The 15,538-nt window shown below is 75.1% G+C and carries 9 protein-coding genes; 1 reads left to right on the top strand and 8 read right to left on the bottom strand.

Annotated elements, in window-relative coordinates:
- Positions 1–43: 43 nt before the first annotated feature.
- The 3 genes from NX801_RS21125 to wecB form a co-directional block, all read right to left on the bottom strand.
- Positions 44–595: a hypothetical protein gene (locus NX801_RS21125; RefSeq protein ID WP_258789380.1), complete on the bottom strand. Its 552-nt coding sequence runs from the start codon at positions 593–595 to the stop codon at positions 44–46.
- Between the two features lie 9 nt (positions 596–604).
- Positions 605–1,999, bottom strand: coding sequence for a glycosyltransferase family 4 protein (locus NX801_RS21120; RefSeq protein ID WP_258789379.1), 1,395 nt, complete (start codon positions 1,997–1,999; stop codon positions 605–607).
- A 290-nt stretch (positions 2,000–2,289) separates the two neighbouring features.
- A complete protein-coding gene (wecB, locus tag NX801_RS21115; RefSeq protein ID WP_258789378.1) occupies positions 2,290–3,396 on the bottom strand; it encodes a non-hydrolyzing UDP-N-acetylglucosamine 2-epimerase in 1,107 nt (368 codons plus the stop codon).
- 412 nt (positions 3,397–3,808) lie between these two features.
- Between wecB and NX801_RS21110 the strand changes: the two genes are divergently transcribed.
- A complete protein-coding gene (locus NX801_RS21110; RefSeq protein WP_258789377.1) occupies positions 3,809–5,029 on the top strand; it encodes a PLL family lectin in 1,221 nt (406 codons plus the stop codon).
- 106 nt (positions 5,030–5,135) lie between these two features.
- Here the strand turns inward: NX801_RS21110 and NX801_RS21105 are convergent, their stop codons facing one another.
- The 5 genes from NX801_RS21105 to NX801_RS21080 form a co-directional block, all read right to left on the bottom strand.
- Complete coding sequence (locus NX801_RS21105) at positions 5,136–6,419, bottom strand: nucleotide sugar dehydrogenase (protein ID WP_258789376.1); 1,284 nt, start codon at positions 6,417–6,419, stop codon at positions 5,136–5,138.
- Complete coding sequence (locus NX801_RS21100) at positions 6,416–8,041, bottom strand: glycosyltransferase (RefSeq protein ID WP_258789375.1); 1,626 nt, start codon at positions 8,039–8,041, stop codon at positions 6,416–6,418. The genes NX801_RS21105 and NX801_RS21100 overlap by 4 nt, the downstream gene beginning before the upstream one ends.
- Positions 8,038–9,051: a Gfo/Idh/MocA family protein gene (locus NX801_RS21095; protein WP_258789374.1), complete on the bottom strand. Its 1,014-nt coding sequence runs from the start codon at positions 9,049–9,051 to the stop codon at positions 8,038–8,040. Before NX801_RS21095 ends, NX801_RS21100 begins: the two co-directional genes overlap by 4 nt.
- A 224-nt stretch (positions 9,052–9,275) precedes the next feature.
- Entirely contained in the window at positions 9,276–10,391 is a 1,116-nt protein-coding gene (locus tag NX801_RS21090; RefSeq protein ID WP_258789373.1) for a DegT/DnrJ/EryC1/StrS family aminotransferase, read from the bottom strand.
- 793 nt (positions 10,392–11,184) lie between these two features.
- Entirely contained in the window at positions 11,185–15,519 is a 4,335-nt protein-coding gene (locus tag NX801_RS21080) for an Rne/Rng family ribonuclease (protein WP_258789372.1), read from the bottom strand.
- Positions 15,520–15,538: the final 19 nt, after the last annotated feature.

The raw sequence follows: 15,538 nt of genomic DNA, 5'->3' as shown, positions 1-15,538 counted from the left end.
TTCCTCGGGAACTTTCCTCGGGGGTTCGTCAGCGACCCGGGGGTCAGCGAGCGGCCGCGGGCTGCGGGGTCACGATCGAGTCGACGCTGTAGGCGACGCGGGGGGCGGCCGCGCCCCGGGCCCGCCAGGCGCTCAGCAGCGCCACCGCCTGCTGGGTGGAGATGGCGTCGGCCACCACCATCAGCTCCGGCCCGGCGGTGCCGAAGTGGCGCCGGACCATCCGGGCGGCGGCGGTCGGCCACACCGTGCGGTGCAGCGGCAGGAAGACCCGGCGGTGGACCCGGCCGGCGACCCGCTTCTCGTACGCCTTCAGGGCGCGCTTGGCCTTCGGGGCGACCCGGCCCCGCCCGACGGCACCGGCGACCCGGCGCGGGGCGCGGTAGAGCACGGCCCGCTCGACCCGGCGCGGCAGGTGCCGGTCCTCCAGCTCGGCGAGGGTGACCAGCTCCACGCCGGGCGCGAAGGTCTCGGCGCTCCAGGACTTCCGCTGGCCGACCAGGACGACCGCCCGGCCGCCGGCCGCGACGACCGCCGCGGACTCTTCGACCACGGCCCGCTTGCGCGCGGCGCCAAGGGCCAGGAACAGGACCTGCATGTCACTCCATCACGGGGAGTCGGGAGAGTCGGGGGAGCCTGCGGAGGCGTCGGTGCCCGCGGAGGCGGTGCCGGTGCCCGCGGATCCGGCAGCGGCGGCGCCACCGGAACCGGCCGCGGCGCCTCCGGGACCGGGCGCGGCGGTGTCACCGGGACCGGCCTCGGCGGCAGCGTCCCCGGTGTCCTCGGCGTTCTCGGTGTCCTCGGCGTCCGGGAACCAGAGGCGGTAGTGCGCCCGGGCGACGGCCTCGTAGCCGTACTGCTCGGAGAGCCTCGCCCGGGCCCGCTCCAGGTCGAGCCCGCCGCCGGCGAACCGGTCCCGCAGCCGCCGGAAGCCGTCGCTGATCGACTCGGCGTTCTCCTCGACGTCGATCAGCTCACCGGCCGCGTCCTCGATGCCGGCGAGCGTCCGCTCGGGGCCGCCGCAGCGGGTGACCAGGACCGGCATGCCGGCCGCGATGCCCTCGACGATGGTCATGCCGAAGGTCTCGTACCGGCTCGGGTGGACGAGGAGGTCGTGCTCGCGCATCAGGCCGAGCGCCTCCTCGTGCGGGATGGAGCCCGGGAGCTTCACCGCGTCGCTCAGGCCCAGCTCCGCGACCCGCTCGGTCAGCGGCCGCCGCAGCGGACCCTCGCCGACCATGGTGAGGGTGAGCGACGGGTCCTCGGCGTGGCACTGGGCGAACGCCTCGACCAGCCAGTTCACGCCCTTGAGCTCCACCATGCCGCCCAGGTACAGCCACTTGTTCAGCGCGGTGACCGGCTCGGGGCGGGGCTGGTCGAAGGAGATCGGGTTGGGGATGCGGAGGATCTTGTCCGCGTGGTGCGGGAAGGTCCGGCCCAGCACCTCGGTGACCTTGTCCCCGACGGCGAAGAAGCCGGTGACGCCGCCCAGCAGTTCGTCGTAGAGCTCGCGCGCCTCGGGGTCCTGGAAGACCCGCTCCAGGAAGGAGGCGTGCTCGGTGACGAAGACCCGGGCGTCCGGACGGGCGTTGCGCAGCGCCGCCCAGCCGCTGGGCAGCCCGACATGGGCGTGCACCACGGGGGCGTCGATCGGCTTGCCGCCGAGCAGATTGCGGAGCTGGCGCTCGTGGTTGCGGGCCTGCGCGCCGTAGTCCTGGCCGCGCGGCGTGGTCACCGGGAAGTGCACCAGCTCGGCGCCGCCGACGGTGGGCACCCGGTGGGCCGTGCCGGGCATCAGCCGGGCGTTGGCGGCCTCGACGGCCTCGGTGGTCGCGGCGTCCATGGCGGCGACCCAGGGGTCGCAGTGGTAGACGACGAGGCTGTCACAGCCAGGCGCGGTGGCGTCGACCATGGCCTGCACGAAGGACCCCCGGAAAGGCAGCTCCCGCGTCGGATACCACGGCGTGACCACGGCCGCATCCCTGGATGCTGCCTGCTTCATGCGACTTCCTTCGGAGAGTTCGGGGGACGGGGCATTTTATCACCGGAGCGGGCCCGGCCCGGGGGCCGGGCCCCCTCGCGGAGACCCGGCGAGCACCCGGCGAGCACCCTGCGGGGGGCCCGGCCGGGCGGCCCCGGCCGGGCTCGCCGGGGCGAGTCCGGGGACGCGCCGCGCGGAGCGTCCCCGGACTCGCCCGGGCCCCCGGAAGGCGGCCGGCGGACCCGGCCACCGGGCGCGAGGCCGGCGGGTGGCCGGGCCGGCGGCCGGCGGGGGTCAGCGGGCGGCGGGGGTCAGCGGGCGGCCGGGGCGCCGCCCTGCCACTCCTCCAGAATCCGGACGACGTTCCGCGCCGCCCGGCCGTCGCCGTACGGGGTGCCGGGGTCGGCGGTGGGCACGGCGCGGGTGACGGTGGCCGCCCACTCCTCGGCGGGCAGGGTGTGCGGGTCCGGGACGAGGACGTTCCAGCCGGAGTCCACGGTCTCCACCCACTCGGTCTCCGGGCGGATGGTGGTGGTGATCCGGCTGAGCAGGAACGCCTCCTTCTGGAGGCCGCCCGAGTCGGTTACCACACCGGCGGAGGCGAGCACGGCGGCGACCAGACCGGCGTACGGCAGCGGGCGGCCGACCCGCACCGAGCCCTTGGCCAGCTCGATCCCGTGCTCGGCGGCCCGGGCGACCAGGCGCGGGTGGGCGAGGAGCGCGACCGGCAGCGGCAGCCCGGCCAGCGCGTCGACGATCGCGGCCAGCCGCTCCGGGTCGTCGGTGTTGTCCGGCCGGTGCAGGGTGGCCAGCAGGAACGGCTGCTCGGGGTCGATGCCCTCGGGCAGCGCGGGCGCGGCGTGCTCGCCGGCCAGCACGGCGTCCCGGATGCGCAGGCAGATGTCGACCATCACATCGCCGGCGAGCACCGCCCGGTCCTTCAGCCCCTCGTCGGCGAGGTGGCGCATGGCCTCCTCGGTCGGGGCCAGCAGCACATCGGCGCTGTGGTCGGTGAGCACCCGGTTGTGCTCCTCGGGCATGCGCCGGTTGAAGGAGCGCAGCCCGGCCTCCAGGTGGGCGACCGGCAGATGCATCTTCACCGCGGAGAGGGCACCGGCGATGGTGGAGTTGGTGTCGCCGTAGACCAGCACCCAGTCCGGCCGCTCGCGCTCCAGGACCGGGTCGAGGGCGGTGAGCACCGCGCCGGTCTGGACACCGTGGCTGCCGGAGCCGACGCCGAGGTGGACGTCCGGGTCGGGGATGCCCAGACCCTCGAAGAAGACGTCGGAGAGATCGGCGTCGTAGTGCTGTCCGGTGTGCACGATGACGTGCTGGTGCTCGGTCCCGGCGAACGCCGCCGCGATGGGCGCGAGCTTCACCAACTGCGGACGGGCGCCGACGATACTGATGACTTTCACGGGCACTCTTCTTCTGGGTTCAGGCCAAGGGCGTGAGGCGGCGGGAAGCGGCGATGCGTGGTGGTTCAACGCATCCGCGGACGCGCACAGGTGCGCCGGGTCACCGTCTCACACCGGGCGACCGTCCCTCTCCCGGGTGCCGCGACGGGTGGCCCGACGGGTGCCGCGAGAGCACCGCGCCCGGGGGCGGACACCTTCGGACTCCGTGGCCGGACACCGCGAGGAGGGCCCCCGCGCCCGGCCCCGCGCCCCGGTCCCGCGCGGGCGCCAACCGCGCCGGAGGCGGCCCCTGTTGACGGCGTACGTTCAAGTCGGTGGGCGGCGGTGGCCGGGGGCCCGCCGGACGGGGGATGCTAGGGTCGCGCACGCTTGAGCGTGAGGTAGTGGGTTGAGGGAAGGTCGGCGGTCAGCCATGGCGGTCTCGTTCGTTCGGAGGACCAAACGTCAGGGGGCCGGTCCCGCCCCCCGGGAGGCGGCTCCGCTTCCGGTCTCCGACCCCGCGCTCCCCACCACCACCGGCTGGCTGACCCGTGGCCGGGACGGCCGCCTCACCGCGTACGCCCCCGCCGCCGACGGGGTGCTCCGCTGGACCGAGACCCGGCCCGGCGGCCCGCACTGGAGCGGCCCGGTGCTGCTCCCGGCGCCCGGACTGCTCCCGTACCTCTCCGTCGCCCAGGGCGAGGACGGCTATGTGCACCTGGCCGGCATGCGCCGCAGCCGGGACGCCGAGGGGCGGCCGGTGAGCGACGTGGTCTACGCGGTGCAGTTCCAGACCGGCCGGCCGCTGCGCGACTGGCGGGCGCTCTCCACCCCCTACCCGGACGACCAGGAGCTCGCCGCGCAGGTCGGGGTGCCCGCCGCCGTGGTGGACCGGGAGGGCGCGCTGCACCTCTTCGTGCGGAACGCGGGCGGCGGGGTCTGCGCCCGCAGCCAGACGAAGACCGGCGCCTGGCACCAGTGGGTGGACCTGAAGGGCAACGGGATAACCGGGGGGATCCGGGCCGCCGTCGCCCCCGACGGCCGGACCGAGGTGCTGGCGCCCGCCGCCAAGCGGCTGCTGCGCTGGCAGCGGCCGGAGTCCAGGGTGCCGTTCCGCCGGTGCGAGGACCTGCCGTTCGCGGCCGCCGCCGAGGCCCCGGCCACCGAGCCCACCGGGGACGGCCGGCTCACCCACTTCTGGCACGACGGCGCCGACGCCACCGTACGGGCCTGGCGGCCGGCCGCCCCGGCGGAGCCCGCGGCCGGGGACGCCGGGATCACCGTGGACGCCGGGACCGCCGGAGATCCTGCCGAGGAGGCGCCCGAGCCGGCGGCGCTGGGGACGGCCCCTGGCGCCGGCCCGGTGGCCGTGCTGCGCGCCCCGGTGGACGGCCACGACTGCACGATCCTGGCCCACCGGGCCCGGGACACCGGCCGCCCCGCGCTGGCCGCCTATCCGACCGAGCAGGAGTCGGCGGGCGTCGAGTGGACGCCGACCGGCTCCCCCTGCGCCGGGGCTCCCGCGCTCGCGCTGGACGGGCGGAACCGGGTGGTCATGGCGGTGATCGGCACGGACGGGGCGCTCTGGGTGGCCCGCCAGAAGGCCGAGGCAGGTCTCGCCCTCGGCGCCTGGGAGCGCGCCACCACCGGCTGACCCGGCCCTGCCCCGCGGGACCTCACAGAACACAGGACAGCACCGGCCCCGGACCACCCTGAGCGGTCCGGGGCCGGTGCCTGTCGTGCCCTGGGAGATTCCCGGGTCAGCCGCCGATGACGACGCGGCGGACGCCCTGCCAGCGGGCCGGGTCGGTGGTGCGGCGGCCGTCCACCAGCACCGTCACGTCCGGCAGGTCGGAGGCGGCCAGCTCGCGGTACTCGGCGTGGTCGGCCTGGAGCACGGCGGCGGTGACCTTCTCGCCCTGGTGCGGCACGAGCCCGTGCGCCGTCAGCTCCTCGGCGGTGTACATCGGGTCGGAGACGTACGGCACCGCGCCGCGCGCCTTCAGCGCCTCGACCGTGCCGAAGACACCGGAGAACGCGGTCTCCTTGACCCCGCCCCGGTAGGCGGCGCCCAGCACCAGGACGCTGACGCCGGTGAGGTCGCCGTAGGCGGCGGCCAGCAGGTCCACGGCGTACTCCGGCATGGCGGCGTTGGCCTCGCGGGCCGAGCGCACCACGGTCGCCTCCGGGTCGTTCCACAGGTACATCCGCGGGTAGATCGGGATGCAGTGGCCGCCGACGGCGATGCCGGGCTGGTGGATGTGGCTGTACGGCTGCGAGTTGCAGGCCTCGATGACCTTCTTGACGTCGATGCCGTTCTTGTCCGCGAACCGGGCGAACTGGTTGGCGAGACCGATGTTGACGTCCCGGTAGGTGGTCTCCGCCAGCTTGGCCAGCTCGGACGCCTCGGCGGTGCCCAGGTCCCAGACGCCGTTCGGCCGCGGCAGGTCGTCCCGGGCGTCGAAGTCGAGCGTCTGCTCGTAGAAGGCCACGCCGCGCGCGGTGGACGCCTCGTCGATGCCGCCGACCAGCTTGGGGTAGCGGCGCAGGTCGGCGAAGACCCGGCCGGTGAGCACCCGCTCCGGCGAGAAGACCAGGTGGAAGTCCTCGCCCGGGGTGAGGCCGGAGCCCTCCGCGAGCATCGGCGCCCAGCGGGTGCGGGTGGTGCCGACCGGCAGGGTGGTCTCGTACGAGACCAGGGTGCCCGGCTTGAGGCCCTTGGCGATCGCCTTGGTGGCGGCGTCCATCCAGCCGAAGTCCGGGGTGCCCTCGGCGTCCACGAAGAGCGGGACGACGACCACGACGGCCTCGGACTTCGCCACGGCGGCGGCGGTGTCGGTGGTCGCGGAGAGCAGCCCGGCGTCGACGGTCTGCTTCAGCAGCCGGTCCAGGTCGTGCTCGCCGGGGAAGGGCTCGGTGCCGGCGTTGACCAGCTCCACGACCTTCTCGTTGACGTCGGCGCCGATGACCTGGTGGCCCTTGGCGGCGAACTGGACGGCGAGCGGCAGGCCGATCTTGCCCAGCGCGACTACACAGATATTCATCGGAACAGCTTCCTCTTCACACGGGACATCGTTTCCCGCAGTCGGCCGCCCAGGCCGGTGGCGGGGGCCCAGAGCGGGGCCGTGGTGATCACGAGCCGGCCCTTGGCGTTGGTGTTGGCGGAGATCCGGTACGGCACCCGCTCGCGCCAGCGCCGGGCGAGCGGCAGCGGCCGGCCGCGCACCGGCACCGGGATCTCGTAGACGGCGCCGGCCACGTCCACGTACACCCGCACCCCGCGCCGGACGCCGCGCGCCTCGACCGGAATGCGGGCGGAGAGCAGGGTCGCCGTGCCGTCCTCGGTCGGCTTCCGGGTGAACTCCCCGACCGGCGGCGGGAGTTCCTGTCCGGCGGGCAGCCGGCGGGCACCCGGCTTGTCGGCGCTGCGCGGCATCGCCCGGTCCGCCAGCCGCACCACCGCCGAGTCGGTCTCGCCGCCCACCGGGAGGCGGACCTCCACCGCCACGGCCATGGCGTCGCCGTCCTGCTCCCAGCCGGCCGAGACCAGCGAGGTGCCGGAGGCGAGCGCGGCGGGCACCCCGGCGGCGGTGACCTCGAACACCCGGTCCGGCAGGCCGAGGCCGTCCCGGAAGCCGGGGTAGCGGGCGTACGCCCGGCCGTCCTCCAGCAGGAACGGCGGGGCGCCCTGCTCCGCCTCGTCCCGGATGGCCCGCACCAGTTCACCGATCGCGCCCCGCTGGGCGAGGCAGATCCGCACCCGGCGCCGGACGTCCAGGGAGTCGCGCAGCCCGTCGGTGAGGTAGTCGTCGGCCAGCGCGGCGATCCCCGAGCACAGCTGGGTCTGGATCTCCGGGGGCAGGTCCGGGAAGTCGTCCTGGACCAGCTTGGCCAGCTCCCAGGTGAAGTGGCGCTTGAAGAGCGCGTCGCGCTCCGGTCCGGCCGGGACGAGCCCGGCGGCGTGCCGCATGATCCGCTCGGTGCAGCGCAGCCGGGAGAGGTGGTCGGCGCGGTAGGTGATGTTGCTGGAGTCGCCGCGCTTCACCGCGTAGTAGAACGTGTAGTCCGCGAGGACCGAGATCCTGCGGGCCCGTACGCACGCCTCGATGGTGAACGGCATGTCCGAGCCGACCGGCAGGTCCTCGGGGAAGCGCAGGTGGTGCTTCTCGACCAGTTCCCGGCGGAACAGCTTGGTGTTGGCGAGCGTGAAGGGCAGCGCCGATTCGTAGAGGCTGACGTCCGGGTCGCTCTTGCGGTAGAGCGCCTGGTGGACGTACCGGCCGTTGGTGCCCACCATCTTGCCGACGACCACGTCCGAGCCGTGCTCGTCGGCACAGGCCACCAGCCGCTCCAGGGCCTCCCGGCCCAGATGGTCGTCGGAGCCGATGAAGTAGACGTACCGGCCGGTGGCCAGCTCCAGGGCCCGGTTGCTGGGAGCCGCCGGGCCGCCGGAGTTGGCCTGATGGATCACCTTCACCGTGTCCGGGTACTTCGCCGCGAAGCGGTCCAGCTCCCGTCCGCTGTCGTCGGTCGAGCCGTCGTCGACGGCCACGACCTCCAGCCGGTCCCGTCCGATGCTCTGCCTCACCAGCGAGTTCAGGCACTCGGTGAGGTACGGCATCGTGTTGTAGACCGCCACGACGACGGTGACATCGGGTGTGGTCAACTGGCCACGTCCTCCGGGGTGAACCGCACGGTGACACCGCGGCCCGCGGAGTCGAGGACGGCCGCGGCCACCTCCACCGTACGCAGACCCTGGCGCAGCGTGCAGATGTCCTGCGACTTGCCGAGCACCGCGTCCCGGAACAGCTCGTGCTCCACGAGCAGCGGCTCGCGCTTGGGGATGGCGTACCGGATCATGTCGCCCTCGGCGACCCCGCGGAAGGCACGCAGCGCCTCCCACTCGGTGGCCACGGCGGCGTTGGAGTAGAAGGTCAGGTCGGCGGTGAGGGTGTCCGCGACGAAGCAGCCCCGCTCGCCGGTGACCGAGGTGAACCGCTCCTTGAGCGGGCTCAGCCAGTTGACCAGGTGGTTGACCATGGTGCCGTCGGAGAGCTGGCCGACGGCGGAGACCATGTCCTCGTGCGGGCGGCCCGACTTGGAGACGGTGTGCGCGGCGATCGAGACGTACTGCCGGCCGGTCACCCAGCCGGTCAGGTCGATGTCGTGGGTGGCCAGGTCCTTGACCACGCCGACGTCCGCGATCCGGTGCGGGAACGGCCCCTGGCGGCGGGTGACGACCTGGTACACGTCGCCCAGCTCGCCGGCCTCCAGCCGGGCCCGGAGCGAGCGCAGCGCCGGGTTGCACCGCTCGATGTGGCCCACGCCGGCCACCAGACCGCGCGACTCGAAGGCGTCCACCAGCCGGCGGGCGCCCGCCACGCTGTCCGCGACCGGCTTCTCGATGAGCGCGCAGACCCCGGCCTCGGCCAGCTTGAGGCCGACCTCCTCGTGGAGCGCGGTCGGGCAGGCCACGACGGCGTAGTCGACGCCGAGCGCGATCAGCTCCTCGACGGTCGACAGCACGGGGGCGCCCTGCGCCCAGCCGTTCTTGTCGCCCATCGGGTCCACCACTCCGACGAGCCGGACGCCGTCGAGGCCCGCGAGCACACGGGCGTGGTGGCGTCCCATGGAGCCGAGGCCGATCAGCCCGGCCCGTAGTCCAGCGTCAGTCACAGGTTTACTCCCAGCACGGTCACGGCGACCGGGGCGATCTCGGCGATCACGACGGCCTCCGTGGTGTCAGCGATCTCAGTGGTTCCAGCGGACCCGGAGGTCCTGGGGACCCGGAGGTCCTGCGGATCCGGGGCGGACCCGGGCGGACCCGGGACCCGCGGGGTGCGGATGCCGTACGAGTCCGGGGGCCGTACGGCACCGGCCCCCGGGGTCCGGAGTCCGGGTCAGGCGCCGAGGGCGTTGACCGCGGCGACGATGCGCTCCAGGTCGCTCTGGGTCAGCGAGGGGTGCACCGGCAGCGAGACGACCTCGGCCGCGGCCTTCTCGGTCTCCGGGAGGTCCCAGTTCCGGCCCGCCTTCTGGTCCGGCTCCCAGTAGGGCTTCAGCCGGTGGATGGGGGTCGGGTAGTACACGGCGTTGCCGACGCCCGCCTCGGTGAGCCTGGCCATCGCGGCGTCCCGGTCCCCGTCGGTGACCCGGATCGTGTACTGGTGGTAGACGTGTCGCGCGCCCTCGGCGAGCACCGGGGTCACCACGTTCGGCGCGGAGATGTGCTCGGTGAGGTACGCGGCGTTGGCGATCCGCTGGTCGGTCCAGGCGCCCACCTTGGCGAGCTGCACCCGGCCGACGGCGGCGGCGACGTCGGTCATCCGCATGTTGACGCCGATGATCTCGTTGGCGTACCGCTGCTCCATCCCCTGGTTGCGCAGCAGCCGCAGGGTGCGGGCGAGAGCGGCGTCACCGGTGGAGATCATGCCGCCCTCAAGGCTGTGCATGTTCTTCGTCGGGTAGAAGCTGAAGGTGCCGCCCGCGCCGAAGGCCCCGACCGGGGTGCCGTGCAGCGCGGCCGCGTGGGCCTGGCAGGCGTCCTCGACCACGGCCAGCTTGTGCTTGTCCGCGATGGCCATGATCTTGTCCATCGCGGCCGGGTTGCCGTAGAGGTGGACCGGCATGATCGCGGCGGTGCGCGGGGTGATGGCGGCCTCGACGGCGGCCGGGTCCAGGTTGTAGCTGTCCCGCTCGATGTCCGCGAAGACCGCGTCCGCGCCGACCAGCCGGACCGCGTTGGCCGAGGCGGCGAACGAGAAGGACGGGACGATCACCTCGTCGCCGGGGCCGATGTTCAGCGCCAGCAGCAGCAGGTGCAGGGCGGAGGTGCCGGAATTGACGGCGACGCAGTGGCGGCCGTCGACCAGCGCGGAGAAGCCCTCCTCGAACGCGGCCACCTCGGGACCCTGGACCACGCGCCCGCTGCGCATGACGCGTACGGCCGCCTCGATCTCCTCGTCACCGATGACCGGACGGGCAGCGGGGATGGGCTGCTCGTTGATGCTCGGCATGGACGTCCTCCTATGAACACCGCAAGAGCTCTTGGTGGCAGAGATCGAGGAGTGCCACGGACGTCTCGCGAGGCCGCGTGTTCCCCTCCGGCGACGCGATGCCGACGCCCTGCCGAGGACCGCTTGGACAGGTATGTCCCGGTCCGGGTCGGTCACCGCCCGATGTCCTCGGGGCAGGACCTGCCTACGGCGGCGACCGGCGTCAGGTTAGCAGGGATTCGACAGCCGATTTCAGCCGAGTTCACAGGCGGAGGGATCGATTCGGAAACGAGATATCGGGCCCGGCGCCGGGTGGAGCCGGGGAGGCGGGGCCCGTCTCCGTCGGCGGCCGGACGACTGCCGGTGGACGGCCGGCGGACGGCCGGACGGCGGTCACCGGGTGTTCGCCGGGTGTTCGCGGCGGAATTCCGGCCGTTCCTCCGGGGTTCTCGGGCATTTCCCCGGGCGGCCGACCCCTTCACCGGCCGGGTTCCGGTCATTTTCCGGGCGGTTCCGGCCGGTGGCGGCGATGGACCGGCACTTTTCGGCCATTCTCGGAGGCACCGTCGTACTCGGAGGGGGCGCCGTCGTGCTCGGGGGAGGTCCCTGTCGTTCCCGTACGGGCGGGTGCCGTTCCCGGCGGGGCCGCCCGGGACGGGCCGGGGACGGCGCGGCCGGGCTCCGGGCCGGATGCCGGGAAACGGAGCGGCCGCCCGTGACGGGTGTCACGGGCGGCCGCTCCGTTCCGGGGCCGGGACCCGGGGGCCCCGGTTCCGGTACCGGTGTACCTCCGGGCGCCGGCGCCCGGTCCGGGTCAGTCCTCCGTGACCGCGGTCACGGAGGGCGCCGGGGACTGCTCGGCGGCTGCCGTCTTCTTGGCCGCCGTCTTCTTGGTGGCGGTCTTGGCAGCCGTCTTCTTGGCGGTCGCCTTCTTCGCGGCCGGCGCCTTCTTGGCGGTGGCCGTCTTCTTGGCGGCGGTCTTCCTGGCGGCGGTGGTCTTCTTCGCCGCCGGCTTCTCCGCCGCCGTCTCGTCGGCCGCCGCCGTCTCCTCGGCCGCCGCCGGCTCCTCCGCCGCCGCGGTCTTCTTGGCGGCGGTCTTCTTGGCCGTCGTCTTCTTGGCCGCCGCCGTCTTGGTGGCGGTGGCCTTCTTGGCGGCGGTCTTCTTGGCGGCCGTCTTCCGGGCCGCCGTCTTCTTGACCGGCGCCGCCTCAGCGGCTTCGGGAGCCCCGGCGTCCGGCTGCGGGGCCGCCGCCTCGGCCGACGGCTCCTCGGTACGGGCGGGGGCGGGGACCACCACGACGGCGGCCTCACCGGTGCCCGAGGGCGAACCGGCCGGAGCGGTGACCTTGCGCACCACCCGGCGACGGGCGCGCGGCGGGGCGGCCACCGGGGCCTCCCCGGCCTCCGGCGCCTCGCCGGCGGCCGGCTGCCCGGCGGACGCGGCCGGCTCGGTGACCGGCTCGGCGGCCGGCTGCTCGGGGCGCACCACCACGGTGGCCGCCTCGGCGCTGTCCGCCGCCGCCACGGGCTTCGGCGCGCCCGCCGGGGCGGTCGCCTTACGGGTGGCCCGGCGCCGGGTACGCCCGGCCGGGGCCTCCGCCGGAGCGGCGGTCTCGGCGGCCGGAGCCTCCGGGGCGGCCTCGGCGGCCGGAGCGGCCTCCGGGGTCTCCGGAGCGGCCTCCCGGACCTCCGGGGCGGTCTCGGCCGCCTCGACGGCCTGCTTCGGCGCGCCCGCCGGGGCGGTCGCCTTGCGGGTGGCCCGGCGCCGGCGGCCCCGGGTCGCGGCCGCCTCGGCCTCCGCCACGCTGGAGTACAGCTCCTCGTCCGGCGTCATGGTCTCCGGTACGGACTCGGCCAGCGACACCGGCGCGGCCAGCTCCGCCGCGACCTCGGCCGCCGTCTCGGGCTCGGCCGCCGCCTCCGCGCCCGTGGTGACGGGCTCGGTGTGCTCATGACGGTCGGCACCCTGGCCGTCGCCGCCCCGGCCGCGCTTCTTGGCGCGCTTGCCGTTGCCGCCGCCACCGGCACCGGTCGGCTGCTCCATGTGCACGATGACACCGCGCCCGTTGCAGTGGACGCAGGTCTCCGAGAACGACTCCAGCAGCCCCTGGCCGACCCGCTTCCGGGTCATCTGGACCAGGCCCAGCGAGGTGACCTCGGCCACCTGGTGCTTGGTCCGGTCCCGGCCCAGGCACTCCAGCAGCCGCCGCAGCACCAGGTCCCGGTTGGACTCCAGCACCATGTCGATGAAGTCGATGACGACGATGCCGCCCAGGTCGCGCAGGCGCAGCTGGCGGACGATCTCCTCGGCCGCCTCCAGGTTGTTCCTGGTGACGGTCTCCTCCAGGTTGCCGCCCTGGCCGGTGAACTTGCCGGTGTTGACGTCGACCACGACCATCGCCTCGGTCTTGTCGATCACCAGCGAACCGCCGGACGGCAGCCAGACCTTGCGGTCCAGCGCCTTCATCAGCTGCTCGTCGATCCGGTAGGTGGCGAAGACGTCCACCTCGGAGGTCCAGCGCTGGAGCCGGTCCGCCAGGTCGGGGGCGACGTGCGAGACATAGCCGTGGATGGTCTCCCACGCCTCGTCACCGCTGACGACGACCTTGGAGAAGTCCTCGTTGAAGATGTCCCGGACCACCCGGACCGTCATGTCCGGCTCGCCGTAGAGCAGGGTCGGGGCGTTGCCGTTCTTGGCCTTCTTCCGGATGTCCTCCCACTGCGCCTGGAGCCGCTCCACGTCCCTGCGGAGCTCGTCCTCGCTGGCGCCCTCGGCGGCGGTGCGCACGATCACGCCCGCGTCCTCGGGGACGATCTTCTTGAGAATGGTCTTCAGCCGGGCCCGCTCGGTGTCGGGGAGCTTGCGGCTGATCCCGGTCATCGAACCCTCGGGCACGTACACCAGATAGCGACCGGGCAGCGAGACCTGGCTGGTCAGCCGGGCGCCCTTGTGGCCGATCGGGTCCTTGGTGACCTGCACCAGCACCGACTGGCCGGACTTCAGCGCGGTCTCGATCCGGCGCGGCCCGTGGCCCATGCCCAGCGCCTCGAAGTTGACCTCACCGGCGTAGAGCACGGCGTTGCGGCCCTTGCCGATGTCGACGAAGGCGGCCTCCATGGACGGCAGGACGTTCTGCACCTTGCCCAGGTAGACGTTGCCGACGTAGGAGGTGGCCTGCTCCTTGTTGACGTAGTGCTCGACCAGCACGTCGTCCTCGAGGACACCGATCTGGGTGCGCTCGCCGTGCTGGCGCACGACCATCACCCGCTCGACGGCCTCCCGGCGGGCCAGGAACTCGGCCTCGGTGATGATCGGCACCCGGCGGCGGCCCTGCTCGCGGCCCTCCCGGCGGCGCTGCTTCTTCGCCTCCAACCGGGTGGAGCCCTTGATGGACTGCACCTCGTCGGCGGCCTCCCGGGCCGGACGCGGCTCGCGGACCTTGACGACGGTACGGACGCCGTCCTCGTCGCCCGCGGTCTCCTCGGGGCCGCTGTCCCCGCCGCGGCGGCGGCGGCGACGGCGGCGGCGCGAGCTGCTGGTCCCGGCGGCGGAGGGCGTGTCGGCCTCGTGCTCCTCGGCCTCCTCGGACTCCTCCTCGTCCTCCGGCGCCTCGGCCCGCTCGTCCTGCTCGGTCCGGGCGGGACGCTCGTCCCCGACGGACCGCTCGTCCTGCTCGGCGCCCTCGGCCTGCTCGGCCTCGTCCGCGCCCTCACCCCGGCGACGGCGGCGGCCACCGCGACGGCGGCGGCGCGGCCGGTCCTCGGACTCCTCGGCGTCCTCGCCCCCGGCGGCCCGGGTGGTCTCCTCGGGCTCCTCGGCCTCGTCGGCCCGCTCCGTCCGCTCGGCCCGCTCCGGCTGCGGCTGCTCGGCGGCGGGCGCCGGCTGCTCGGCGGGCTCGCCCCGGCGGCGACGGCGCCGGCGGCCGGTCTCCGGCTGCTCGGCGGTACGGGCGGCGGGGGTCTCCTCGGCGGACTCCTTCGCGCCGGACTCGACGGCCGGCGCACCCCGGCGCCCGGCCGCCTCGGCGGCAGCGGCGGCGGCAGCGGTCTCCGGGGTCTGGAACATCGGCTCCGCGAAGACCGGGGCCTGGAACACCGCCACGGCCGGGCGGGCGGCCCGGCGGCCCCGGGACTGCTCGGGCGTCCGCTGCTCGGGCTCGGCGGTGAACTGCGGCGCACCGGTCCGGCGGCGGGTACGGCCCCGGGTCGCCGCCTCCTCGGCGGCGGTCACCTCGGCCTCGTCGGACGCGATCTGGGCGACCGTGCCGGAGGGCAGCTCCTCGCCCCCGGCGGCCGTCTCCTCCTCCTGCGCCCTGGGCGTGCTGGCCTTACGGGTGGCCCGGCGACGCGCACGGGCCGGGGCGGCGGGCTCCTCGGCGGCGGCGGCCACGGCCGGCTCCGCGACGGCGGGCTCCTCGGCGGTGGCCGGGGCCTCCACCGACTCCTCGGCCACCTCCGGGGCGGTCACCGGGGCGGTGGCCCTGCGGGTGGCGCGGCGGCGACCACGGGCGGGCGCCACCGGCTCGGCCGGCTCCTCGGCGGCGGCCGGGGCAGCGGGCTCGGCGGGCTCCTCGGCGGCGGCCGGGGCAGCGGGCTCGGCGGGCTCCTCGGCGGCCGGCGCCGGGGCCTCCACCGACGCGGCGGCGGCCGGCGTACCGGCCGGGGCGCTGGCCCTGCGGGTCGCCCGGCGACGGGTACGGGCCGGGGCGGCGGGCTCCTCGGCGGCGGCGACCGGAGCGGCCGGGGCCTCGGCGGCCACCTGCTCCTCGGTGTCCTCGGTCTCTTCGGTCTCTTCGGCGGCCTCGGTGTTCTCGGCAGCCGGCGCGGGTGCCTCCGCCGGCGCGGCGGCGGGCGTACCGGCCGGGGCGCTGGCCCTGCGGGTGGCGCGGCGGCGCGGCCGGGCGGATGCCGCCGGCTCGGCCTGCTCCTCGGCAGCGGCGGCGGCCGGGGCGGCCGTGGTCGCCGTCTCGGCGGGGGCGGCGGTCTCCGCGACCACGGTCGCCTCCGCGGCGGGTGCCTCGCCCCCGGCCGGCGGACCGGCGGGGCGGGAGGCGGCGCGGCGACGGCGGCGCGGCGGCAGCGTGTCGCTGGGCGAGTTGTTCTCTTCGGTGCTGGAACCGGCGGTGCCGGTGTCGTTCTGCTCAAGCATGCGGGCGGTTCTCCCGTCA

Source organism: Streptomyces pyxinae (assembly GCF_024756275.1).
GTDB lineage: Bacteria > Actinomycetota > Actinomycetes > Streptomycetales > Streptomycetaceae > Streptomyces > Streptomyces pyxinae.
The sequence above is the reverse complement of the archived record's forward strand: the minus strand, read 5'-3'. Positions and strand labels throughout refer to the sequence as shown.

Excerpts from the sequence above, each read along its gene's own strand:
- NX801_RS21125 (WP_258789380.1), bottom strand. The coding sequence starts at position 595 with ATGCAGGTCCTGTTCCTGGCCCTTGGCGCCGCGCGCAAGCGGGCCGTG.
- NX801_RS21120 (WP_258789379.1), bottom strand. The coding sequence starts at position 1,999 with ATGAAGCAGGCAGCATCCAGGGATGCGGCCGTGGTCACGCCGTGGTAT.
- NX801_RS21110 (WP_258789377.1), top strand. The coding sequence starts at position 3,809 with ATGGCGGTCTCGTTCGTTCGGAGGACCAAACGTCAGGGGGCCGGTCCC.
- NX801_RS21105 (WP_258789376.1), bottom strand. The coding sequence starts at position 6,419 with ATGAATATCTGTGTAGTCGCGCTGGGCAAGATCGGCCTGCCGCTCGCC.
- NX801_RS21090 (WP_258789373.1), bottom strand. The coding sequence starts at position 10,391 with ATGCCGAGCATCAACGAGCAGCCCATCCCCGCTGCCCGTCCGGTCATC.
- NX801_RS21080 (WP_258789372.1), bottom strand. The coding sequence starts at position 15,519 with ATGCTTGAGCAGAACGACACCGGCACCGCCGGTTCCAGCACCGAAGAG.